The organism is Streptomyces sp. Je 1-369 (assembly GCF_026810505.1).
Lineage (GTDB): Bacteria > Actinomycetota > Actinomycetes > Streptomycetales > Streptomycetaceae > Streptomyces.
The window spans coordinates 3,248,215-3,269,915 of sequence record NZ_CP101750.1; the positions used below are offsets into that span (position 1 = coordinate 3,248,215).

The 21,701-nt window shown below is 72.5% G+C and carries 20 protein-coding genes and 1 tRNA gene; 14 read left to right on the plus strand and 7 right to left on the minus strand.

What is annotated here, in order from left to right; genetic code table 11:
• Positions 1–298 precede the first annotated feature (298 nt).
• The 4 genes from NOO62_RS14730 (at position 299) to NOO62_RS14745 (ending at position 5,066) form a co-directional block, all read left to right on the plus strand.
• Positions 299–1,621 carry an ABC transporter substrate-binding protein gene (locus tag NOO62_RS14730; RefSeq protein ID WP_268771345.1) on the plus strand — a complete coding sequence of 441 codons (1,323 nt, stop codon included), beginning with the start codon at positions 299–301 and terminating at the stop codon, positions 1,619–1,621.
• Positions 1,618–2,631, plus strand: a complete 1,014-nt coding sequence (locus NOO62_RS14735) for a carbohydrate ABC transporter permease (protein ID WP_414930824.1) — start codon at positions 1,618–1,620, stop codon at positions 2,629–2,631. The genes NOO62_RS14730 and NOO62_RS14735 overlap by 4 nt, the downstream gene beginning before the upstream one ends.
• Complete coding sequence (locus NOO62_RS14740) at positions 2,628–3,488, plus strand: carbohydrate ABC transporter permease (RefSeq protein WP_268771347.1); 861 nt, start codon at positions 2,628–2,630, stop codon at positions 3,486–3,488. Before NOO62_RS14735 ends, NOO62_RS14740 begins: the two co-directional genes overlap by 4 nt.
• A gap of 144 nt (positions 3,489–3,632) precedes the next feature.
• A complete protein-coding gene (locus NOO62_RS14745) occupies positions 3,633–5,066 on the plus strand; it encodes a GH1 family beta-glucosidase (protein ID WP_268771348.1) in 1,434 nt (477 codons plus the stop codon).
• A gap of 27 nt (positions 5,067–5,093) precedes the next feature.
• On the opposite strand, the gene NOO62_RS14750 is transcribed toward NOO62_RS14745, so the two are convergent.
• Positions 5,094–6,146 carry a chitinase gene (locus NOO62_RS14750; RefSeq protein WP_268771349.1) on the minus strand — a complete coding sequence of 351 codons (1,053 nt, stop codon included), beginning with the start codon at positions 6,144–6,146 and terminating at the stop codon, positions 5,094–5,096.
• A gap of 255 nt (positions 6,147–6,401) precedes the next feature.
• Here NOO62_RS14750 and NOO62_RS14755 point away from each other — a divergent pair, with 255 nt between their 5' ends.
• Positions 6,402–6,911, plus strand: coding sequence for a CAP domain-containing protein (locus NOO62_RS14755; protein WP_268771350.1), 510 nt, complete (start codon positions 6,402–6,404; stop codon positions 6,909–6,911).
• Positions 6,912–6,934: 23 nt separating this feature from the next.
• On the opposite strand, the gene NOO62_RS14760 is transcribed toward NOO62_RS14755, so the two are convergent.
• On the minus strand, positions 6,935–8,323 hold the full coding sequence (locus NOO62_RS14760; RefSeq protein ID WP_268771351.1) for a sensor histidine kinase: 1,389 nt from the start codon (positions 8,321–8,323) through the stop codon (positions 6,935–6,937).
• A complete protein-coding gene (locus tag NOO62_RS14765) occupies positions 8,320–9,024 on the minus strand; it encodes a response regulator transcription factor (protein WP_268771352.1) in 705 nt (234 codons plus the stop codon). The genes NOO62_RS14760 and NOO62_RS14765 overlap by 4 nt, the downstream gene beginning before the upstream one ends.
• Before the next feature lie 87 nt (positions 9,025–9,111).
• Between NOO62_RS14765 and NOO62_RS14770 the strand changes: the two genes are divergently transcribed.
• Positions 9,112–9,657, plus strand: a complete 546-nt coding sequence (locus NOO62_RS14770; protein ID WP_268771353.1) for a hypothetical protein — start codon at positions 9,112–9,114, stop codon at positions 9,655–9,657.
• 19 nt (positions 9,658–9,676) lie between these two features.
• On the opposite strand, the gene NOO62_RS14775 is transcribed toward NOO62_RS14770, so the two are convergent.
• Both NOO62_RS14775 and NOO62_RS14780 read right to left on the minus strand, forming a co-directional pair.
• Positions 9,677–10,537 (minus strand): spermidine synthase, encoded by an 861-nt coding sequence (locus NOO62_RS14775; protein ID WP_268771354.1) that lies wholly within the window; start codon positions 10,535–10,537, stop codon positions 9,677–9,679.
• 61 nt (positions 10,538–10,598) lie between these two features.
• The gene (locus tag NOO62_RS14780; protein WP_414930825.1) at positions 10,599–11,153 is read right to left on the minus strand and encodes a hypothetical protein; all 555 of its coding nucleotides are present in this window, start codon (positions 11,151–11,153) and stop codon (positions 10,599–10,601) included.
• Between the two features lie 302 nt (positions 11,154–11,455).
• On the opposite strand from NOO62_RS14780, the gene NOO62_RS14785 reads away from it, so the two are divergent.
• Positions 11,456–12,865: a hypothetical protein gene (locus NOO62_RS14785; RefSeq protein ID WP_268771356.1), complete on the plus strand. Its 1,410-nt coding sequence runs from the start codon at positions 11,456–11,458 to the stop codon at positions 12,863–12,865.
• A gap of 59 nt (positions 12,866–12,924) precedes the next feature.
• On the opposite strand, the gene NOO62_RS14790 is transcribed toward NOO62_RS14785, so the two are convergent.
• A complete protein-coding gene (locus tag NOO62_RS14790; protein ID WP_268771357.1) occupies positions 12,925–13,518 on the minus strand; it encodes a histidine phosphatase family protein in 594 nt (197 codons plus the stop codon).
• A gap of 255 nt (positions 13,519–13,773) precedes the next feature.
• Between NOO62_RS14790 and NOO62_RS14795 the strand changes: the two genes are divergently transcribed.
• The 7 genes from NOO62_RS14795 (at position 13,774) to NOO62_RS14825 (ending at position 20,162) form a co-directional block, all read left to right on the plus strand.
• Entirely contained in the window at positions 13,774–14,748 is a 975-nt protein-coding gene (locus NOO62_RS14795; protein WP_268771358.1) for a phosphatase PAP2 family protein, read from the plus strand.
• Positions 14,678–15,931, plus strand: coding sequence for a hypothetical protein (locus tag NOO62_RS14800; protein ID WP_268771359.1), 1,254 nt, complete (start codon positions 14,678–14,680; stop codon positions 15,929–15,931). The genes NOO62_RS14795 and NOO62_RS14800 overlap by 71 nt, the downstream gene beginning before the upstream one ends.
• Positions 15,922–17,532, plus strand: a complete 1,611-nt coding sequence (locus NOO62_RS14805) for a hypothetical protein (protein ID WP_268771360.1) — start codon at positions 15,922–15,924, stop codon at positions 17,530–17,532. Before NOO62_RS14800 ends, NOO62_RS14805 begins: the two co-directional genes overlap by 10 nt.
• The gene (locus NOO62_RS14810) at positions 17,532–18,893 is read left to right on the plus strand and encodes an AAA domain-containing protein (protein WP_268771361.1); all 1,362 of its coding nucleotides are present in this window, start codon (positions 17,532–17,534) and stop codon (positions 18,891–18,893) included. The genes NOO62_RS14805 and NOO62_RS14810 overlap by 1 nt, the downstream gene beginning before the upstream one ends.
• Before the next feature lie 86 nt (positions 18,894–18,979).
• The gene (locus tag NOO62_RS14815; RefSeq protein ID WP_268771362.1) at positions 18,980–19,330 is read left to right on the plus strand and encodes a hypothetical protein; all 351 of its coding nucleotides are present in this window, start codon (positions 18,980–18,982) and stop codon (positions 19,328–19,330) included.
• A gap of 126 nt (positions 19,331–19,456) precedes the next feature.
• Positions 19,457–20,098, plus strand: a complete 642-nt coding sequence (locus tag NOO62_RS14820) for a bifunctional DNA primase/polymerase (RefSeq protein WP_268771363.1) — start codon at positions 19,457–19,459, stop codon at positions 20,096–20,098.
• A tRNA-Lys gene (locus NOO62_RS14825) sits at positions 20,089–20,162 on the plus strand. The genes NOO62_RS14820 and NOO62_RS14825 overlap by 10 nt, the downstream gene beginning before the upstream one ends.
• 81 nt (positions 20,163–20,243) lie before the next feature.
• On the opposite strand, the gene NOO62_RS14830 is transcribed toward NOO62_RS14825, so the two are convergent.
• Positions 20,244–21,524, minus strand: a complete 1,281-nt coding sequence (locus NOO62_RS14830) for a M6 family metalloprotease domain-containing protein (RefSeq protein WP_268771364.1) — start codon at positions 21,522–21,524, stop codon at positions 20,244–20,246.
• Between the last annotated feature and the right edge of the window lie 177 nt (positions 21,525–21,701).

The window sequence follows — 21,701 nt, forward strand, 5'->3', positions numbered from 1 at the left end:
CGCCTCCCGTCACACTTCCCCCGGCGAGGAATGTAACAGCCCGATCTTCACCGGGCTCCCGGGCCGATTCCACCGGCGTCCCGTAACGGCCCGATAACCGAAGACATAACTCCCTGTCCGGTCCCTTGACACCCCCGGCGCCAGCCACGAGTCTTCAACTCATCACTTGTGGGAGCGCTCCCACACTACCTGACACGTACACAACCCGCACGTTCCCCGCCCGAGCCGCAGAGTGAACCAACGGGCCCAGCAGTGCAGTTGGCCGGGGGGTCGGCACGTCAGGCAACAGGAGGACGTCATGCGAAGCAGCACTTTCCGCCGGTCCCGCAGGTCCCGTCGGTTCGTCGCCTGCGCGGCCACCGCCGCGCTGGCCACGAGCCTGCTCGCCGCTTGTTCGAGCGACGACGAAGGCGGCTCGGCCGGCGACGGCAAGATCACGCTCAACGTCGGCACGTTCGGCGTGCTGGGCCTGAAGCAGGCCGGTCTCTACGACGAGTACGAGAAGTCGCACCCGAACATCACGATCAAAGAGAACGTGATCGAGCGGAACGACGCCTATTACCCGAAGCTGCTCACCCAGCTGCAGTCCGGAGCGGGCGTCAACGACGTCGCGGCCGTGGAGGTCAGCAACATCACCGAGGTCGTGCAGACGCAGGGCGCCAAGTTCGAGGACCTCGGCAAGGCCAAGGGCGTGGACAAGTCGACGTACCTCGACTGGAAGTGGGACCAGGCGACGACCGAGGACGGCAAGACGATCGGCCTCGGCGTCGACATCGGCCCGACCGCCCTCTGCTACCGCAAGGACCTCTTCGAGAAGGCCGGGCTGCCCACCGACCGCGAGAAGCTCGCGAAGGAGTGGGAGGGCGACTGGGACAAGTATGTCGCGCTCGGCAAGAAGTACATGGACAAGGCGCCCAAGGGCACCAAGTTCGTCGACTCCGCCTCCAGCGTCTACAACGCCGTCTTCGCCGGTGCCACCGAGCGGTACTACGACAAGGGCGGCAAGGAGATCTACGAGGACAGCCAGGGCCGCAAGAACGCGTGGGACGCGGCGATGAAGGTCGCGCAGGGCGACATGTCCGCCAAGCTCAAGCAGTTCGACCCGACGTGGGACCAGGGCTTCGCCAACGCCAAGTTCGCCACGGTGGCCTGCCCCGCCTGGATGGCCGGGTACATCCAGGAGAAGGGCGGCGCGGAGGGCAAGGGCCAGTGGGACATGGCCAAGGCGCCGACGGACGGCAACTGGGGCGGCACGTTCCTCGGCGTGCCGAGCGCGGGCAAGCACAAGAAGGAGGCGACCGAGCTCGCCGTCTGGCTGACGCGGCCCGAGCAGCTCGCGAAGGTCTTCGCCAAGCAGGCGAGCTTCCCGTCGACCCCGTCGGCGTACGACACGCTGAAGCCGTCGGCGGCCACCAAGGCGTACTTCAGCGACGCGCCCATCACGGAGATCTTCGCCGACATCGCCAAGAACACGCCCTCGGCGGTCTACGGCATCAAGGACGCCCAGATCGGCCAGTCCATCACGGACATCGGTGTGCTCCAGGTGGAGCAGCAGGGCAAGTCTCCCGAGGAGGGCTGGGACGCGGCCCAGAAGGAGATCAAGGATGTTCTGGGACAGTGACGCACGTGTCCGAGACCGCTGAGTACGCCGAGACCGCGTCCCCCGGCGAGGGGGACGCGGCCCCGGCCGCGACCGGGAGCAAGGCCTCCCGCACGCCGTCGCCCTGGCGCAGCCGCCTGTACCGCTGGGACATCAAGGCGTCGCCGTACGTCTTCGTCGCGCCGTTCTTCCTCTTCTTCGGCGCCTTCGGCCTCTTCCCGCTCCTCTACACCGGCTGGGCCTCGCTGCACCGCCTGGAGCTCACCAACCTCGACGACAGCACCTGGCTGGGCCTGGACAACTACACCAACCTGTTGCGGAGCGAGTACTTCTGGAACGCGCTCGGCAACACCTTCACCATCGGCGTCATCTCCACCGTCCCCCAGCTGGCCATCGCGCTCGGCATCGCGCACCTGCTCAACTACAAGCTGCGCGGCTCCACCCTGTGGCGGGTCGCGATGCTCGCCCCGTACGCGACGTCCGTGGCGAGCGCCTCGCTGGTCTTCACGCTGCTGTTCGCGTGGGACGGCGGCATGGTCAACTGGCTGATCGGCTCGGTCGGCTTCGATCCCGTCAACTGGCGTGAGTCGTCGTGGGGTTCGCAGTTCGCCGTGTCGTCGATCGTCATCTGGCGGTGGACCGGGTACAACGCGCTGATCTATCTGGCGGCGATGCAGGCCGTGCCGCACGACCTGTACGAGTCGGCGGCGCTGGACGGCGCCTCGCGCTGGCAGCAGTTCCGGCACGTGACGATCCCGATGCTGCGGCCGACGATCCTGTTCACGGTGGTCGTCTCCACGATCGGCGCGACGCAGCTCTTCGGCGAGCCGCTGCTGTTCGGCGGCACGGCCGGGTCCAAGGGCGGCGCCGACCACCAGTTCCAGACCCTGGGGCTCTACCTGTACGACCAGGGCTGGATCAACGGCCACCTGGGGCGCGCGTCGGCCGTCGCCTGGCTGATGCTCGTCATCCTGCTGCTCATCGCCGCGGTCAACATGCTGATCGCCCGACGCCTGAGGAAGGACCGATGAAGAGCAAGGCGCGCCCCCTCGGCCGGAAGGCGGCGGGCCGGACGATGCACGCGGGCCCGTTCACGTACGCGGTACTCGCGCTGTTCACGGCGGTCTCGCTGGCGCCCCTGATCTGGACGGCCATCGCCGCCTCGCGCACCAGCGGACGGCTCGCCCAGACTCCGCCGCCCGTATGGTTCGGCGGCAACCTGTTCAAGAACCTCGAACGGGCCTGGACGGAGGCGAGCCTCGGCGACGCGATGCTGAACACCACGATCGTGGCGGGCAGCATCACCATCGGCACGGTCCTGTTCTCCACCGTCGCCGGTTTCGCCTTCGCCAAGCTGAAGTTCCGGTTCAGCGGCGCGCTGCTCCTGCTGACCATCGGCACGATGATGGTGCCGCCGCAGCTCAGCGTCGTACCGCTGTACCTGTGGGTCGCGGACCTCCAGTGGACCAACCAGCTCCAGGCGGTGATCCTGCCGACCTTCGTGAGCGCCTTCGGGGTCTTCTTCATGCGGCAGTACCTGCTGCAGGCGCTGCCCGGCGAGCTGATCGAGGCGGCGCGGATGGACGGGGCGAGCAGCCTGCGGATCATCTGGCACGTCGTGTTCCCCGCGGCGCGGCCCGCGATGGCGGTCCTCGGCCTCCTGACGTTCGTCATGGCGTGGAACGACTTCCTGTGGCCGATCATCGCGCTGAACCAGTCGAACCCGACGGTGCAGGTGGCACTCAACTCACTCGGCACGGGGTACATCCCCGACCGGGCCGTGATCATGGCGGGCGCGCTCCTCGGCACGTTGCCGCTGCTGCTCGCGTTCATCCTGTTCGGCAAGCAGATCGTGAGCGGCATCATGCAGGGCGCGGTCAAGGGCTGAGCTCGCCGAACGTCGATGTACGTCGCTGTACGTCGCTGTACGTCGCTGTACGTCCGGGAAGCCTCCGGGGGCCGGTGGGCTCCCGGACTCCCCCGCCCCTCCTTTCTCCTCCACGCCTCTTCCTCTACCCATGGGAGCGCTTCCATGCCTGAACCCATTACGTTTCCGGCCGACTTCCTCTGGGGCGCGGCCACCTCCGCGTACCAGATCGAGGGCGCCGTGCGCGAGGACGGCCGTACCCCCTCCATCTGGGACACCTTCAGCCACACGCCGGGCCGCACCGCCGGTGGCGACACCGGTGACGTCGCCGTCGAGCACTACCACCGCTACCGCGACGACGTGGCGCTCATGGCGGACCTGGGCCTGAGCGCCTACCGGTTCTCCGTCTCCTGGTCCCGCGTGCAGCCCACCGGACGCGGCCCCGCCGTCCAGCGCGGCCTCGACTTCTATCGGCGCCTGGTCGACGAGCTGCTCGCCCGGGACATCAAGCCCGCCCTGACCCTCTACCACTGGGACCTGCCGCAGGAGCTGGAGGACGCGGGCGGCTGGCCGGTGCGCGAGACCGCGTACCGGTTCGCCGAGTACGCGGGCATCGTCGGCGAGGCGCTCGGCGACCGCGTCTCCTCCTGGATCACGCTCAACGAGCCCTGGTGCAGCGCCTTCCTGGGGTACGGCTCCGGTGTCCACGCCCCCGGCCGCACCGACCCGGCGGCCGCCCTGCACGCCGCCCACCACCTGAACCTCGCCCACGGCCTCGGCACGCAGGCGCTGCGCGCCGTCCTGCCGACCCGCGCCCAGGTCGCGGTGAGCCTCAACTCGGCTGTGGTCAGGGCGGTTTCGGACGACCCGCGGGACCAGGACGCGCGGCGGCGCATCGACCACCTCGCCAACGGCATCTTCCACGGCCCGATGCTGCACGGCGCCTACCCGGACGGCCTGTTCGCGGACACGGCCCGGGTCACCGACTGGTCCTGCGTGCGCGACGGCGACCTGGCCGCCGCGCACCAGCCGCTGGACGCGCTCGGCCTCAACTACTACACGCCCGCGCTGGTGTCGGCCGCGCCGGAAGGCCCTGGCAGCCGGCGCGCCGACGGGCACGGGGCGAGCGACCACTCCCCCTGGCCGGGCTCCGACGACGTCGCCTTCCATCAGACGCCGGGCGACCGTACCGAGATGGGCTGGACCATCGATCCGACCGGGCTGCACGAGCTGATCATGCGGTACGCGCACGAGGCGCCGGGGCTCCCGCTGTACATCACGGAGAACGGCGCGGCGTACGACGACAAGCCCGACCCGGACGGCCGCGTCCACGACCCGGAGCGCATCGCCTACCTGCACAAGCACCTGGCGGCGGTCCGGCGGGCCATCGCCGACGGCGCCGACGTCCGCGGCTACTACCTCTGGTCACTCCTGGACAACTTCGAGTGGTCCTACGGCTACGGCAAGCGCTTCGGCGCCGTGTACGTCGACTACGACACGCAGGTCCGCACGCCGAAGTCGAGCGCCCACTGGTACGCGACGGTCGCGGGCGCCGGGGAGCTGCCTTCCGAGTTGCCGTCGGAGCTCGTCGTGGACTGACCTGGTGGACTGACCCGGTGGACTGACCTACTTGTACGCGGCGAACGCCTTCGTGAACGCCAGCGGCTGCTGCTCGATCGACGAGCACGTCGGCTGCGCGGAGCCGGACGCGCCGCCCTCGCAGGCCTTGTCGCGGGTCGAGGACCACATCGAGAGCCAGGCGAGGTCCTTCTCCTCGGCGAACCGCACGAGCTCGGCGGCGTCGTCGGCCTTGAAGACCTCCGTCGTCACGTCGTTGACGCCGATCATCGGGGTGACGGCGACGGCCTGCCAGGCGGCCTTGTCGGAGAGGCCGAGGGCGGTCCTCATCTGCTTCTGCGTGGCGGTGGCGGCCTGGACGGCGTACTTGCCCATGTCGCCGCTGTACGAGGGTCCGTAGTCCATGGCCATGATGTTCACCGCGTCGACCTTCACGCCGTTCTTCTTCGCGTTGGCGAGCAGGTCGACGCCGGGCTGGGTCAGGCCCTCGGGCATCACGGGCAGCGTGAACGACACGTTCAGGTCCGGGTGCCGCTTCTGGAGCTGCGCGATCGCCTGGGAGCGGCGGGTGTTGGCCGCGGTGTCGGGCAGCGCGGCGCCCTCGATGTCGAAGTCGACCTTGGTCAGCTCGTACGCGTCGACGACCTTGCCGTAGGCCTCGGCGAGGGCGTCGGTTCTGTCGCACTTGAGGCCGAGTTCGGAGCCCGCGGCGCCGCCGAAGGAGACGCGGACGTCGCCGCCCTTGGCGCGCAGGCCGTCGATCTGCGCGGCCACCTTGTCGTCGCCGAGGCCGGTGGCGCCGCCCCAGAGCGGCTCGCAGCCGCCGCCGGAGGTGACGAAGGCGAGGTTGAACTCCTTCACGCCGGTCTTCTCCGCGGTGCCGAGGAGGTCGTAGGCCGGGGCGAGGGAGGTGTCGACGAAGGGGGCGAACTTGGCGGGGGCGGCGGGGGCCGCGGCCTTGCTGGGGTTCTCCGCCGGGGCCTTCGTCGCCAGCGCCGTGCCGGAGAAGAGGAAGGCGCCGCCGCCGACGAGGGACGCGGCGACGAGTCCGCCGATGACCTTGGTCCGGGTGCTCACCGTGCGCCGGTGCGTGCTGCTCATCGCGTTCCTGCCTTAGCTGTACGGGGGTGGGGGCGTGTGGGGTGCGATCAAGCTAGCCCCGCCGGAAACGACAAAACGGTTATCCGGGCGCCGAGTTGAGGTTCTTAGGGTGCGCTTAAGGAAGGGATGGGGGCCGATTAAGGGCCCTGCGCCGAGAGGTGGCGAAGCCGCCCCACCCTTAACGTAAGGATGGAAAACGTCGCATTACCGGCGAATTGCACCCGCTGCGCCGTCGGCAAACGGAGAAAGGGAAACATGACTGGTCCGTACAGCAGGGCACTGGTCCCGGGAATCGTTCTCCTCGTGACGCTCCCGGCCTGCCCGCCGACGCCCGCGTGGGCCTCATCCGCACCCGTACCTGCACCCGCGCCCACCCAGTGGCGCCCCCGCGCCACCGCCCTCGTCGACGAGATCAACCGGCGCAGAGCCGGGGCCGGATGCCGTCCCGTACGGCTGCGGATCACCCTCAGCAAGGCCGCTCAGCGGCACAGCGCCGACATGTCACGCCACAAGCGCCTCAGCCACACCGGATCCGACGGCAGCCGCCCGCCAGGACGCATGCGGGCCGCCGGGTTCCGGGTGGGCCCCACCGGCGAGGTCATCGCGTCGGGACCGGACACGGCACGCGCCGCCGTACGGACGTGGCTGCGCAGCCCGTCCCACCGGACCGTCGTCCTCACCTGCCGCTACACCGACGCGGGCGTCGGCGTGGCCCGTGGCCCCGGCGGCCCGTGGTGGACGCTGGACCTGGCCGCACGCCGCTGAGCACCGGCCCGGAACCCAGCGACTCAGGCCGCGCCGGTCGGGCGCTTGCGGCGGCGTACCGCGGGGCCGCGGTGGCCCCGGCGCCCCTCTCCGGGGCGGCGCGCGTCCAGCTGTATCCAGAGGCGGACCTCTGTGCCGCCGAGGACCGAGCTGCCGATGCGGAGGTCGCCGCCCGTGGACTCGGCGAGGCGGCGCACGATGTCGAGGCCGAGGCCCGTGGAGCCGTCCTCGCCGGAGCCCGCGCCGCGGGCGAGCGCGGCCTCGGGGTCGGCGATGCCGGGGCCCGCGTCGGAGACGAGCACGATCACGGCGTCCTCCCCGTTGTGGACGTCCACCGAGAACGCAGTGCCCTCGGCGGTGTGCCGGAAGACGTTGCCGAGCAGCGCGTCGAGGGCGGCGACCAGTTCGGGGCGGGCGACGGGGATGCGGACAGGACGGTCGACGCCCGCCACCCGGACCTCGCGCCCCTCGTCCTCCGCGAGCGCCGACCAGAAGGCCATCCGCTCCCGGATCACCTCGGCGGCGTCGCAGCCCGTGCCGGGCCCTGCCGTCGCCGTCTGCGGTTTCGCGTCGCGGGCGGTGCGGATGATCGTGTCGACCTCGCGCTCCAGCGTCTCGACGGCGGTACGGGTCTGTTCGGCCGCCGGGCCCTCGCCCAGCGACGCCGCGTTGAGCCGCAGCACCGTCAGCGGGGTCCGCAGGCGGTGGGAGAGGTCGGCGGCGAGCTCCCGTTCGTTGGCGAGGAGTTGGACGACCTGGTCGGCCATCGAGTTGAACGCCACCGCGGCGAGCCTCAGTTCGGTCGGCCCCTCCTCCGGGACCCGCGCCCCCAGCTTTCCCTCGCCGAGGTCGTGCGCGGCGCCCACCAGCCGCTTGGCGGGCTGCACCATACGTACGCCCAACCGGTCCGCGACCGCCACCGAGCCGATGATCAGGGCGACGCCGACGCCCGCGAGCACCACCCACGCGGTGGTCACGCCGTTGCTGACCTCGGCCTCGGGAACATAGATCTCCACGACGGCCGTGCCCGAGCTGAGCGCGGTCGGCTGGAGCACCACGAAGCCGCCGGGGACCCCGGTGGTCCTGGCCCTGCCCTCCTTGCGGGTGGCCTCGACCGCGCGCGCCCCGGCCCGCGGGTCGCCGACCTCGAACGCCTCGGTGTCCCCGACGGCCGGCACGTACACGGCCATCCGTCCGTCGCCGCCCGCCTCCGACGAGGCGACGGCCCGGGTGAGCTCCGCGCGGTCGGTGGTGATGGAGAGGGTGGGGCCCATGCCCGCGCCGTGCCGTTCCGCGTTCGAGATGGCGCGGTCCCTGGCCATCTCCTTCACGACGAGCCCGAGCGGTACCGCGAAGGCCACCACGACCATCGTGGTGACGGCGAGGCAGACCTTGACCAGGGCCCATCTCACAGCTGTGGCTCCGGCACCGGCGGCTCCAGCTTCACGCCGACGCCGCGCAGTGTGTGGAGGTAGCGGGGCCGGGCGGCCGTTTCGCCCAGTTTCCTGCGCAGCCACGACAGATGTACGTCGATGGTCTGGTCGTCGCCGTAGCTCTGCTGCCAGACCTCGGCGAGCAGTTCCTTGCGCGGTACGACGACGCCGGGCCGCCCGGCGAGGAAGGCGAGCAGGTCGAACTCGCGCCGCGTCAGGTCGAGCCGCGCGCCGTCCAGCTCGGCCTGGCGGCGCAGCGGGTCGATGCTGAGCCCGCCGACCTGGAGCACGTTGCTCGGCGGCGCCTCACCGGCCGTGACGCGCGCGCGGCGCAGCACGGCGGCCATGCGGGCCGACAGGTGCTCCACGGAGAACGGCTTGGTGAGGTAGTCGTCGGCGCCGTCGTTGAGGAGCCGGACGATCTCCGCCTCGTCGTCCCGCGCGGTGGCGATGATCACGGGGACGTCCGTGATGCCGCGGAGCATCTTCAGCGCCTCCGACCCGTCGAGGTCGGGCAGCCCCAGATCCAGGATCACCACGTCGAAACGGAAATGGGCGACCTCCCGCAGCGCCTCCAGGGCGGTGCCGACGCTGCGCACGGTGTGCGATGCCTCGGTCAGATGCCGGATGAGAGCGGAGCGTACGAACTGGTCATCCTCGACGACGAGCACACTTGCCATGGGCGGCACCGTACGCCATACGGCGGAACGTGGTCTTCCCCGGGAAGCCTCCCCGGAAGTGTGCGGCGTGGTGCAGTATGGCCCGCGATGCACAGAGGACTCGTACACGGAATCGCATGGTCGCTCGCCACGGGCGCGGCGGTCACGCTGTCCTGGTGGGGCGTCCACACGGTGATGGCGGGCACGGCGTACGACCCGCCGCGCGCCCTGCCCCTGGCCGCGGACGACGGCGGCGGCCAGGACCCGGCGGAGCCGCTCGCCTCCTCGACGCACCGCCGCCCCGAGTCCTCGCCGTCGAGGAAACCCACGAAGTCACGGACTTCGCCGAAGCCGTCGAGAACACCCACGGCGTCCGGCACCCACTCCGAGAAGCCGCCCCCGCCCGACCCGACGAACTCCGGCACCGGCACCGGCACGGTGAGGAGCTACAGCACCCCGGGCGGCCGGGTCGTCTTCGACCTCGGCAAGGACGCGGCGACGCTGGTCTCGGCGACCCCGGCGACGGGCTGGTCGGTCCAGACGTGGAAGCAGGACAAATGGATCCGCGTGGAGTTCACGGGCGGCGCGGCGAGGGTGTCGGTGTTCTGCACGTGGCACGACACGGCGCCGCGGGTGGAGATCGACAAGTACTGAACGCGCCGGTTCTGCCTGCTCAGCGGAAGACCGACGGTGGCGGCGCGGGTGACGCGACGGCGGCGGCGTCGGTGACGGCTGCTGCTCCCCCGCTGAAGTCGAGGAGTCCGCGGCCGTGTTCGACCCGGCCGGGGTGCGGGTCGCCCGCACAGCGCCGGGTCAGTTCGGCGACGGGCAGCGCGCGGTCGGAGGCGAGCAGCACGGCGTTGCCGAAGCGTTTGCCGCGGAGCACGGCGGGGTCGGCGGCGAGTGCGAGTTCGGGGAAGAGCGCGGCGGCGGTGGCGAGCTGGCCGCGCAGGTGCGCGAGCGGGGGGCCGTCGGCGAGGTTCGCCGCGTAGTACCCGCCGGGTTTCAGGACCCTGCGGACGTCGGCGAGGAATTCGGTGCTGGTGAGGTGGGCGGGGGTGCGGGCCCCGCTGAAGACGTCGGCGATGACGAGGTCCGCCCAGCCGTCGGTGACCTTGGCGAGGCCTTCGCGGGCGTCGGTGCCGCGTACGCGGACGCGCGTCTGGGGGTCCAACGGCAGTTCACGGCGGACGAGTTGGACGAGGGCGGTGTCGCGCTCGACGATCTGCTGGGTGGAGCGGGGGCGGGTCGCGGCGACGTAGCGGGCGAGGGTGAAGGCGCCGCCGCCGAGGTGCAGGGCGTGGACGGGCTTGCCGGGCGGGGCGACGAGGTCGGCGATGTGGCCGATCCTGCGCTGGTACTCGAAGTCGAGGTACGCGGGGTCGTCGAGGTCGACGTGGGACTGCGGCGCGCCGTCGACGAGCAGCGTCCAGGCGCGGGCCCTGTCCCGGTCCGGTATGAGCTCGGCGAGCCCGCCGTCGACTTCTTCCACGACGGCTTCCCGCGCTTCCCGGGACCGCTTGTTCCTTGCCATCAGCCCATTATCGGCGCACTGGGACGGCGGGGCCCGCCGGAGGGCCGATCACGGCAGGTGATCAGCGGCAGTTGTCCGCCGCTTCGATCGTGCGGGCCGCCTGGCCCAGCGCCGCCCGCAGGACGGCCGGATCGGTGACCGGGTCGTTCTCGCCGTCCGGGGGGAGCAGCCAGCCGGTGCCCGCGACCGGCGGGTCCGGGACGACGGGTCCCGTGGGGCCCGGCTCCGGGTCCGCGTACACGCTCATGCCACGCCCGAACGTCTGCGTACACGCGCTGCCCGGCAGGTCCCAGCCGTCGGCGGTGCCGGGCGGCACGAGGAAGCCGAGGGTGTCGCAGCCGCCGTCGTGCAGAACGGGGCCGATCGTGTCGGCCGCGCCGCGGCGCAGGATGTCGACCGCTTCGAGTCCCTGCCTCGCCGGGACGGTGACCAGGTCGCAGCACTCGTCGTCGCAGGGCTCCGCGCCGGGGGGCGGGGCGCTGCCCTCCGGGGTGGGCCAGTGCCGCGCGGTCGTGCGGGACGCCTGGGGTGTCCGGGACGCCCGGGGCGCCGCGGACGGGCCGCTCGCGCCGCGCCCCGTAAGGGAGTCGTTGTTCTCCGTGCCGATCTCCAACAAGGAAACCCCTCCTCGCCCGTGCGGCAGCAGCCCTGCTCCCGCTCGTCATGGTTCAACGCGGCGAGACGTCGACGGGCACTGCGGCGCGCCGCCGCAAAGGATGGCAGATCATGGCGGATCGCGGGCGAGATATCCGATTTGTAGTCAAACCCTGCGTGGTGGTCCCGTCACAGAGGGTACGTTCGTGCTCCGCCGGAACAGGGGCAGCCCGCGAGTAATCCCGTGCGCGGGCGCGGCGTGCCCGTGCGCGAGCGTGCACCATCCGGCACGATCCGGCACGATCCGCACGAGAGGGTCCGGCCATGGCGTCGTCACCGATGACATCGTCAACTCAGTCCCCACGACCGAACCTTGTTTTCCGGCAGCTCCGCGGACAGCGCTCGCCAGGCGAGTTCGCGGCGGCGGTCCGGCGCGCCGCCCGCGAGATCGGCGAGCGTGTCAGCTGCGACGCGCGCTACGTGGGGCGCGTGGAGGCGGGCGAGATCCGCTGCCCCAACTACGCCTACGAGCGGGTGTTCCTGCACATGTTCCCCGGCCGGACCCTGGCGGACCTCGGGTTCGCCCCCCGCGCCCTGGTGCGCGGAAGGGGGGCACGCGCAGAGCCGGAGCCTCACCGGGCCCCGCAGCCCCAGCAGCCCCCACAGTCCCAGCAGTACGCGGTCCAGACCCACGAGGAGAGCGACGTGCGGCGTCGCGCGTTCATGACCGGCTCGACGGCCACCGTGGCCGCGGCCCTGGGGCCCATCGGCCTCACCCTCGGCGACCCGGCGGAGGCGGCCGCACGGCACGGCCGACGGGTCGGCGAGGCAGAGGTCCACGCGGTCGAGGAGGCCGTACGCAGGATCAGGCTGCTCGACGACCGGCACGGCGCCGGCGGGCTCTACCGGCGCGCGGCCGCGCCCCTGCGCGCCGCGTACGCCCTGCTCGACGCGGGGACGACGACCCGGCAGACCACCTCGGACCGGCTGCACGCGGGCGCCGGGGAACTGGCGATCTCCGTCGGCTGGCTCGCGCACGACTCGGGCCGCATCGACGACGCCCGCTCGCACTACGCCGAGGCCCTCGCGACGGCCCGCGTCTACGGTGACGCCGCCCTGGAGGCACACGCCTTCTGCAACACCGCCTTCCTCGCACGCGACGCGGGGCGCCCGAGGGAGGCGGTACGGGCCGCGCAGGCGGCCACCCGTGCCGCCCGCCACCTCGGCTCGCACCGGCTGAGCTCCCTCGTCGCACTGCGCGAGGCGGGGGGCTGGGCGGGGCTCGGCGACCGCGCGGGGTGCGAGCAGGCGCTGTCCCGCGCCCACGGCCTCTTCGACCGGGGCGCCGGGGACGACGATCCGGAGTGGATGAGCTTCTACGGCCCGGCCGAGCTCGCGGGCCTCGAGGCGCAGTGCTGGTCGGCGCTCGGCGAGTGGGGGCGGGCCGCGGGACACGCCCGGCTCGCCTCGTCCGTCGCGTCCTCGCAGACCCCGCAGTTCACCCGGAACATCGCGCTGTACACCGCGGAGCTCGCCGACGACCTGGCCCGCTCGGGCCGTCCCGACGAGTCGGCGGAGGCGGGGCTGCGGGTCCTCGCGCTCCTCGGCGAGGTGCAGTCCTCACGCATCCAGTCGATGCTCGCGACGACGGCGCGGCTGCTCCTGCCGCACCGCAGCGCCACCGGGGTGAGCGAGTTCCTGGAGCAGCACGCGGGCCTGCGGGGCGCGGGGTGACCCCGTGTCGTGGGGTGACCCCCTGTCGTGGGGTGACCCCGTGTCGTGGGGTGACCCGTCTACGCCAGGTGGCCCGTCTCGTTCCACGCCTCGATCGCGGGCTCTCCATAGGCCCAGCCCAGGACCGAGAGGGACGTCGGGTTGAGGCGGATGCGGGCGGCGAACTCGATGCCGAAGCCGAGCCAGCGCGCTCCGATGACCCGCAGGATGTGGCCGTGCGCGAAGACCAGGACGTCGCGGTCGGCGCTCCTGGCCCACTCCACGACCTCGTCCGCGCGCGCGGAGACCTGCGTGAGCGTCTCGCCCTCCGGCACGCCGTCGCGCCAGATGAACCAGCCGGGGCGGACCGCCTGGATGTCGGCGGGCGTCATCCCGTCGTACTGGCCGTAGTCGAACTCCATGAGCGCGTCCCACGGGGTGGCGCGGTCACCGAAACCGGCGATCTCGCAGGTCTCCCGCGCGCGGGACAGCGGACTCGTGCGCACTTCGACATCCGGTAGGCCGTCGTAGGGCGCACGGTGCAGCCGCTCCCCCAGGAGCTTCGCGCCGCGCCGGCCCTCTTCGAGGAGGGGGATGTCGGTCCTGCCGGTGTGCTTCCCGGACAGCGACCACTCCGTCTGTCCATGCCTGGCCAGCAGGATGCGGGGTGCCATGGGGATCTCTCCAAGTCGTACACATGCCGTTCCGGCCACGGACGCCGGTGACACTTTTGATGCTATTTACGGACAGCGGGCGACTGCCCCCTCCATCATCACCCACCCGCGGCAGCCGACCGGCCCCGCCTGGCAACCCGGTCGCCGATCTCTGCGTCTAAGACGACCGGGGGATGCCTCGACCACCCTGGCGTGCGCCGTAAAGTGAGGCCGCGGTATATGCCGCATGAACAGAGACGATGGGGGACCTACCGGATGCCGAAGACCGACATGCCGGGCACCACGGGCATAACCGGGCACCGGCTCCGCTGGTGGACCGAGCTGCCGCTGATCGTGCTGGTGTACGCCGCGTACTCAGCGGGCCGGCTGATCGTGCGAGGCGATGTCGCAAGCGCCATCGACCACGGTGTGGGGATCCTCAAGGCCGAGCAGTTCCTGCGTCTCAACGCGGAGAGCCCGCTGAACCGCCTGTTCACCGCCAACGCCTGGATCGGTGTCCCCGCGGACTTCTGGTACGCCTCGCTGCACTACCTCGTCACGCCCGCCGTGCTCGTCTGGCTGTTCCGCAGCCGCGCGGTGCACTACCGGGCCGCACGCGCGTGGCTGATGATCTCCACCATGATCGGCCTGATCGGCTTCACGCTCCTGCCGACCTGTCCGCCCCGGCTGCTCAGCAAGGGGTACGGCTTCGTCGACACGATGGCGCAGTACAGCGACTTCGGCTGGTGGGGCGGCGAGGCGAGCGCGCCGCGCGGCCTCGGCGGGATGACCAACCAGTACGCGGCGATGCCCAGCCTGCACGTCGGGTGGGCGCTGTGGTGCGGCGTGATGCTGTGGCGGTGCGGGCGTTCCCCGCTCTCCAAGGTCGCCGCCGTCGGCTACCCGCTGATCACGACGATCGTGGTGATGGGCACCGCCAACCACTACTTCTTCGACGCGCTCGCGGGCGCCGCCGTGATGGGTGTCGGACTGCTGCTCGTGCGGCCCGTGCAGCGGCTCACGGAGCCCACGATGAACCGCCTGCGGGCACGCTTCCTGCAGAGCCCCGAGGCCCCTTCCGCCACGGAGTCCTCGATTGTCGGTGCCGGATGCCAGACTTCGACAGGTGAGCGAATTCCCCGACAGCGCAAGCAGAGTGCCCCCCAAGGCGCCGAGTCGAGTGCCCGCCCAACCGGGGCAGGACACCCGGCCGACGTCTCGGGGGACGGCGCTCCGGCACCGGCTCACTGAGCTGCGGGGGCCGGATCTGCCCGCACGTCCCCTGGACGCGCGGGCGCTGGCCGCCCTCGCCGCCAACCCCGGGTGCCAACGCCGTGCGCTGCTCGACGGCGCCGGCGTGGACAAGACGGCGCTCGCGGAGTCGCTGGGTGCGCCCTCCGGCTTCGGGCAGTCCCAGTTCGCGTTCATGCGGGGCAACGCCTTCGAGGCGCGGGTCAAGGCCGACGGCGGCGCCGAGCTGCTGCGTCTGACGCACGGGAAGCTGGGCGGCGGGCCCGAGCCGGTGCCGGGTGAGGCCGCCGTGCCCGATCTGTCGGCGGCGGGCCCCGAGGGGCGCGCCGCGCGGACCGCGCTCGCGCTGCGGGAGGCGACCGCGTCGGGCGGCTGGACTCTCCTGGACCACCCGATGCTGGCGCTCGACGTCGCGGGGACGCCCGCGTTCCTTGAGCCGGACGCGGTGGTGGTCCATCCGGACGGCGGCTGGACGGTCGTCGAGATCAAGTCGTTCCCGATGATCGACGGCTCGGCGGACGCGGCGAAGGTCGGCGGGGCGGCGCGGCAGTCCGCGGTGTACGCGCTGGCGCTGGAGCAGGTCGCCGCGCGCATGGACCCGGCGCCCCTGGTGCGCCACCACGTCCTGCTCGTCTGCCCGAAGGACTTCTCGAACCTGCCGTCGGCCTCCGCGGTCGACGTCCGCAAGCAGCTGTCGGTGACCCGGCGCCAGCTGGCCCGCCTCACCCGCGTCGAGGACATCGCCGCGGAGCTCCCGGAGGGCACGACGTTCGACGTGCGGCGCCCCGCGGCGGAGCTGACGGCGGCGGTCGAGTCGGTTCCCGCGACGTACGCCCCCGAGTGCCTGGCCGCCTGCGAGCTGGCCTTCCACTGCCGGGCGCGGGCCCGCCAGGAGGGCGAGGTGACGTCCCTGGGCCGCGCGATCCGCGGCGAGCTGGGCGGCCTGACGTCCATCGGCGACGTCCTCGCGGCGGCGCGCGGCGAGGCGGGCGATCCGGACGACCCGGCGGTGGCCACGCTGCGCAGGGCGGCGGGGCTGCGCGAGGAGGCGCTCGCGGGGGTGGGTTCGCGCGACGGCGGGGCGGACCCGCACGATCCGCTGACTCCGGCGACTCCGGCGACTCCACTGGCTCCGGCGACTCCGGCGACTCCGCCGACGAAAGAGGGGCAACCGTGTCGCTGATCGACAGTCTCGCCCGGCTGGAGGCGGTCACCACCGGCCGCGCCCAGCCGCGGGCGACCGTGCGGCACCGGCACATCTCGCAGCGCCCTCTGGTCCTTGTCCCCCTGACCACCGCAGGTGAGGCGGGCGCGCCGCTCGGCGCACTCGTCGGGACGGAGCGGACCTCCCCGCGGCTCCTCGTCGTGCCCCAGCCCCGCGACCGCGACCTGCGCTTCGCGTTCCTGGCGCAGCTCGCCGAGATCGTCCTGCCGTACGTCGACGCGTACGGCGAGGACGTCGAGGCCGCCGAGCGCAACGAGACCGACCCGGAGACGGGCAAGCGCGTCAAGGTCGAGGTCGAGCTCTGCGCGGACGCCCCGCAGCTGATCGTGCCGAGTCGCGCGGGCATCGACTTCGTCCGGCTCCTCGGCCGCTCCACGCGCTTTCGGCGCACCGCGGAGCAGGACCCCGAGGCGCCGTATCCCGCGCCGCCCCGGGTCCCCCTCCTCGGCCGCTGGCTGACGCACTTCGGGGAGCGCGCCCGCGTCCCCGGGTCTTCCCTGCTCACCGCCATGACCGAGCTGCTGTCCCGGCACTGGGCGACGGGCCAGTCCAGCCTGGAGGACCAGCACCTCGGCGCCCTGCTCGCCTGGATCGAGGCCCCGGAGGGCACGTCCGGCGCCGAGGCCGCGCTCCGCGCCGAGCTGGGCCGCGACGCGGCCGGACAGCTGTTGTGCCCGCCCGCGGGCCCTGCCACGGACCCGGCGTTCGACAACGACCTGCTGGCCCCGGCCATGGAGCGGTACGACCGCGCGCGCAGCGCCCTCGCGGCCGCCGAGGACGGCGTCCAGGCCGACGAGCGGCTGGCGCTGCTGACCGCCGCCGAGCGGGAGATCCACGCCCTGATCGAGAGCAGGACCCGCCCCACCTGGGACGCGGTGTGGCGCGGCCTCGACGCCCTGTGCACGCTGCCCGAGGCCCCGCACGCCGCGGACCGGTGGACCCGCGACCGCTGGTCGTTCACCGCGCACCGCGACCGCGTCACGGCCGGGGAACCGCCGCAGCCGCGCGTCGACGACGCGGTCACCGCGGCCAACAAGCTGGCCACGCGCGAGCGTGAGCAGGCCCGCCTGGACGCGCAGGAGGCCCTCGACGACCCGCTGGTGATGGCGGGCCGCCGCCTCGCGGGGGAGGCCTTCGTCGGCGAGGTGACGGAGGTCGTCATGGCGTACAGCGAGGCGAAGAGCCCGCGGCCGCGGCCCCTCGTCACCGTCCGCACGGACGACCACCCGCACCTCGGCGAGCGCACGAAGGTGTACCGCGCGCTGGGCGGCAAGCCGCAGACCGCGGAGTTCGTGGCGTACGAGGGCGAGGGCGAGGGCGGCAAGGACACCGTCGTGCTGCGGATCACCGACAAGATGGGCCGCGGCAAGGAGCCCGAGCCGGGGTCCGTGCCCGGCAAGGGCGACCGGATCTGCTGGACGCTCTTCGAGCACGAGCAGCGCGGCGGCCCCAAGCTGCCCGACCCCGAGGAGACGCCGTGGACGCACGGCGGGCCACCCGCCGGCAACGCGGCCACCGCAGAGAGCCCCGACCCCGTGACCGCGGAGGACACCCTGTGATGCAGCTCGCCCCGCCCGCGGGCGCCTCCTTCGACCCCGGCGCCGAGGCCGCGCGCGCCACGGAGGCGATCCTCCACGACACGCTGCACGGCACGCACCGCGGCGTCGTGGTCGACTCGCCGCCCGGCGCGGGCAAGTCGACGCTCGTGGTCCGCGCGGCCCGTGAGCTGGCCGCGGCGGGCCGCCCACTGATGGTCATCGCGCAGACGAACGCGCAGGTCGACGACCTCGTCCTGCGGCTCGCCGAGAAGGACCCCGAGCTTCCCGTGGGCCGGTTGCACAGCAGCGACCCCGATCCGTACGACAAGGCGCTCGACGACCTGGCGAACGTCCGCACGTCGACGAAGGCGGGTGACCTCGCCGGTCTCGACGTCGTCATCTCCACGGCCGCGAAGTGGGCGCACGTCAAGGTCGACCAGCTCGACGCGCCGTGGGGGCACGCGATCGTCGACGAGGCGTACCAGATGCGGTCGGACGCGCTGCTCGCCGTGGCGGGGCTCTTCGAGCGGGCGCTGTTCGTGGGCGACCCGGGGCAGTTGGACCCGTTCTCGATCGTCGGCGCGGAGCAGTGGGCGGGGTTGTCCTACGATCCGTCGGCCTCCGCGGTGGCCACGCTCCTCGCCCACAACCCCGACCTGCCGCAGCACCGCCTGCCGGTGTCCTGGCGGCTGCCCGCGTCGGCGGCGCCGCTGGTCTCGGACGCGTTCTACCCGTACACGCCGTTCCGCAGCGGAACGGGCCACGGGGACCGGTCCCTCCGCTTCGCGGTGGAGTCGGACGGGTCGGGACCGGACCGGGTGATCGACGAGGCGGCGGAGGCGGGCTGGGGTCTGCTCGAGCTCCCCGCGCGCAACACGCCACGCACGGACCCGGAGGCGGTGCGTGCGCTGGCCCGGGTGGTCCGCCGCCTCCTGGACCGGGGCGGCGCGGCGACGTCGGAGCGCGGCCCCGACCCCACGCCCCTCACCGCGGACCGGATCGCGGTCGGCACGGCCCACCGCGACCAGGCGGCGGCGGTCCGCGCCGCGCTGGCGGACCTGGGCGTCCTGGACGTCACGGTGGACACGGCCAACCGTCTCCAGGGCCGGGAGTACGACGTGACGGTCGTCCTGCACCCGCTCTCGGGCCGCCCCGACGCGACGGCGTTCCACCTGGAGACGGGCCGCCTCTGCGTCCTGGCGTCCCGGCACCGCCACGCGTGCATCGTGGTCTGCCGCGCGGGCGTCACCACGCTCCTCGACGACCACCCGTCCACGGAGCCGGTCCAGCTGGGCGTCACGGTCAAGTTCCCGGACGGCTGGGAGGCCAACCACGCGGTCCTGTCCCGCCTGGCGGAACACCGGGTGGCCTGGCGACCCTAGGGCCTGTGTCCGCGGCCCTTCGCCCCCTTGTGCGGCAAGGGACAATAGGAGACGGCCGGCAACGCACCGTACGAGGAGGAACAACCATGGCGGAGCCCGAGCGGCCCCGGACCGAGCAGCGCATGCGCCCGGCGCCCCTGCTCTTCGAACCCGCGGAGGCCGGTGCCGATCCGGAGCACTTCTTCGACCTGGAGTCGATAGAGGATCCGCGTGAGCTGCTCGACCGCGCCACCGAGCTGACGCACGCGTTCCGCGCCGCCACGGACCGGTCCGTCGAGTTCCAGGCCATCGCGGCCGCCCAGCTCGCCGACCCCCGCCGCTTCGACCGGCTGACGCCCGCCCTGATCGCCGAGCGCGCGGAGTGGACCGAGGACTACGCGAAGAAGATGGTCGAGTTCGGGCGGGGTCTGCTGCGGGGCGGCGCCGAGCGCCCGTAGGGGAAGGGGACGACGGGCACACCTGGCATATGCCGAGGGGGCAAGGTACCCGACCTCACCCCCCGCCGTCCCCGTTTCCGGCAACCCCCGGAAATGGAACCCCCACCGCCGGTAGACGTACCTGCCATGAGCAGTGCATCCCTCCACATCACCCCGTCCCCCATCCCCGGCGCCCCGTCCCCCACCGGGCCCGCCCACGACTCCTGCGACGGCGTCACCGCCGAGGGAGCCGCCTGGCTCGCCTCCGCCGAAACGTATCCGCGGAGCGCCCTCACCCACTGGCGCAGCCGGCCCAACGCCCCCGCCGTCCTCCCCTGCGGCTCCGCGTTCGACGTGGTGAGCGTCCCCGCCGTCTTCGGCCGGCGGATGCTCGACCGGTTATGGGACGAGGGCCCCGGCTCGGGCCCCGTCGCCGCGCACCGAGGCCGCGTCCTGCTCTTCGCCGCCCCCGGCACCGCGCAGCGCCTGCCCTCCCTCCTGGAGTGGGAGGAATGGGGCGGCGGCGCGGAGGCCCCGCCGGTGCTCTGTCACGGCACGGGCGACGCGGTGACCGTGCCCCCGCTCACCGCCCCCGCACCCTGTGACCGCCTGGAAAGCCGCTGGCTGGTCGCCCCCGGCACCCGGCACCCCTGGCTCCCTGGACCCGAGGTCGTCCTCTGGGCCTGCGTCCGCGCGGCCCGCTCCGCGGCGTCGTCCGCCGTGCGTATATCGATTTTTCCTGGTGGCGATCAGAGTGCTAAGGTCTACGACGTCAGCAGGCGCCGCTAGCTCAGTTGGTTAGAGCAGCTGACTCTTAATCAGCGGGTCCGGGGTTCGAGTCCCTGGCGGCGCACAGACGGTGAGAAGCCCCTCGCGGAAGCGGGGGGCTTCTCGCGTACGTGGAGAGTACGTGGAGACGTGCACACGGGGGGGCTCAGCCCCTCGTCACCTGCACCGTCCACGACCCCGACGCCGTCCGCCCCGCCACCTCCACCCGCACGTCACGGTCCGGCACCGTGAAGCTCTCCCCCGTCCGCACCGGCGCGTCCGCCAGCTGCGGATACACCGAGTCGCCCCAGCAGGCCTCGGTATCCGGGTGGGCGTCGACGACCTCGACGGGGCCGCCGCCCGACGCCGTCCCGTTCCGCACCTCGTAGACGAGTACGCCCTCCGTGCACGTCGCACGGTCGTTGCCCACGGAGCCGCGTGCCTCCAGGGCGAGCACCGTGTCGCGGCCCGTGCGGAGCACCGCGAGCCGGGTGCCGCCGAGGGCGCCCGGCGCGAGGGGGGCCGCCAGTGGTTCCAGGGTGAGGCGTTCCGTGCCCGCGCCCACGCACCGCACCTGCCGCGGCTCCAGCCAGCCCAGCTTCCACTTGTGCCAGCCGAAGAGGTCGGGGGCGAGCCCGAACTGGCTGCCCATGAGGTCCCAGTCGCCGACGTGGGTGTCCCAGTCGCCCTTGCCGTCGGTGGGGCGGTGGTAGAGGTCGGGGAGGTCGAAGACGTGGCCCGTCTCGTGGGCCAGGACGTTGCGGTCCGGCGGGTGCCGTTCGAAGACGGTGACGATGCGCCGGATGTCCGTGCCGTCGGCCCTTATCGGCCGGTCGAAGTTGACCACCTTCGTGGCGTCCGAGTCGACGCCGGGCGCGTCCGGGTCGGCGACGAAGTACACGACGTCGTACCGGGAGAAGTCGACATGTGGATCGGCGGCCGTCACCGCGTCGCGCAGGTAGGCGGCGCGGCGCTTGGGGTTCCAGTCGCGCTGTATGGCGTACGAGAGTGAGTCGTGCGGCATCTCGACCCACTCGCGGCGCGGGTGGGGGCGCAGCGCGAACTTGCCGTACGAGGCGCGTTCGAAGAACTGGCTGGTGGCGGGGAAGTAGTCGGCGGTCAGCTCGTCCGGGGTGGTCTGCGGCGGGGAGTCGGGAAAGGACAGGAACACCATCACCGCGTTCAGGGTTCTGGCCGGGCGCGGGTAGGCGGTGTTCCAGGTGTCGAGGCCCTCCGAGTGGTGCGCGGTGGTGCGGCGCAGGGCGCACGGTCCCGCGGTGGACTCGGCGATCGCGGGGCCCGCGACCAGTGAGGTGGCGGCCAGGGCGGTCAGTGAGGTGACGAAGGCGGCGGTGCTGCGCAGGCGGGAATTCTCCCCTCCACGGGTGAGTCCCCAAGGGGGGAGCTGACGCGGCACGTCGACCTCCGGGTGCGGAATGCGGGACACCCCACCCACCTTGTGATGATCTGTTGAAGTTCGCCCTGTTTGTCTGGCCCTTCCGAGTGAGTACGGGACAAGGGCGCGACACCCCGACCGCTCACGGAACGTCACAAGCGATCGGGTCGCATCGGAACCAGTTCAGGGCCGAGCAGAAACGATCTGCCGAGGGCGGTGCGCCCCGCC

Bases quoted from the DNA above. Each gene is read 5' to 3' on its own strand.
- NOO62_RS14740 (WP_268771347.1), top strand. From the start codon at position 2,628: ATGAAGAGCAAGGCGCGCCCCCTCGGCCGGAAGGCGGCGGGCCGGACG.
- NOO62_RS14790 (WP_268771357.1), bottom strand. From the start codon at position 13,518: ATGGCACCCCGCATCCTGCTGGCCAGGCATGGACAGACGGAGTGGTCG.
- NOO62_RS14810 (WP_268771361.1), top strand. From the start codon at position 17,532: ATGCAGCTCGCCCCGCCCGCGGGCGCCTCCTTCGACCCCGGCGCCGAG.
- NOO62_RS14765 (WP_268771352.1), bottom strand. From the start codon at position 9,024: ATGGCAAGTGTGCTCGTCGTCGAGGATGACCAGTTCGTACGCTCCGCT.
- NOO62_RS14750 (WP_268771349.1), bottom strand. From the start codon at position 6,146: ATGAGCAGCACGCACCGGCGCACGGTGAGCACCCGGACCAAGGTCATC.
- NOO62_RS14745 (WP_268771348.1), top strand. From the start codon at position 3,633: ATGCCTGAACCCATTACGTTTCCGGCCGACTTCCTCTGGGGCGCGGCC.
- NOO62_RS14770 (WP_268771353.1), top strand. From the start codon at position 9,112: ATGCACAGAGGACTCGTACACGGAATCGCATGGTCGCTCGCCACGGGC.
- NOO62_RS14820 (WP_268771363.1), top strand. From the start codon at position 19,457: ATGAGCAGTGCATCCCTCCACATCACCCCGTCCCCCATCCCCGGCGCC.
- NOO62_RS14755 (WP_268771350.1), top strand. From the start codon at position 6,402: ATGACTGGTCCGTACAGCAGGGCACTGGTCCCGGGAATCGTTCTCCTC.
- NOO62_RS14775 (WP_268771354.1), bottom strand. From the start codon at position 10,537: ATGGCAAGGAACAAGCGGTCCCGGGAAGCGCGGGAAGCCGTCGTGGAA.
- NOO62_RS14785 (WP_268771356.1), top strand. From the start codon at position 11,456: ATGGCGTCGTCACCGATGACATCGTCAACTCAGTCCCCACGACCGAAC.
- NOO62_RS14730 (WP_268771345.1), top strand. From the start codon at position 299: ATGCGAAGCAGCACTTTCCGCCGGTCCCGCAGGTCCCGTCGGTTCGTC.
- NOO62_RS14815 (WP_268771362.1), top strand. From the start codon at position 18,980: ATGGCGGAGCCCGAGCGGCCCCGGACCGAGCAGCGCATGCGCCCGGCG.
- NOO62_RS14795 (WP_268771358.1), top strand. From the start codon at position 13,774: ATGCCGAAGACCGACATGCCGGGCACCACGGGCATAACCGGGCACCGG.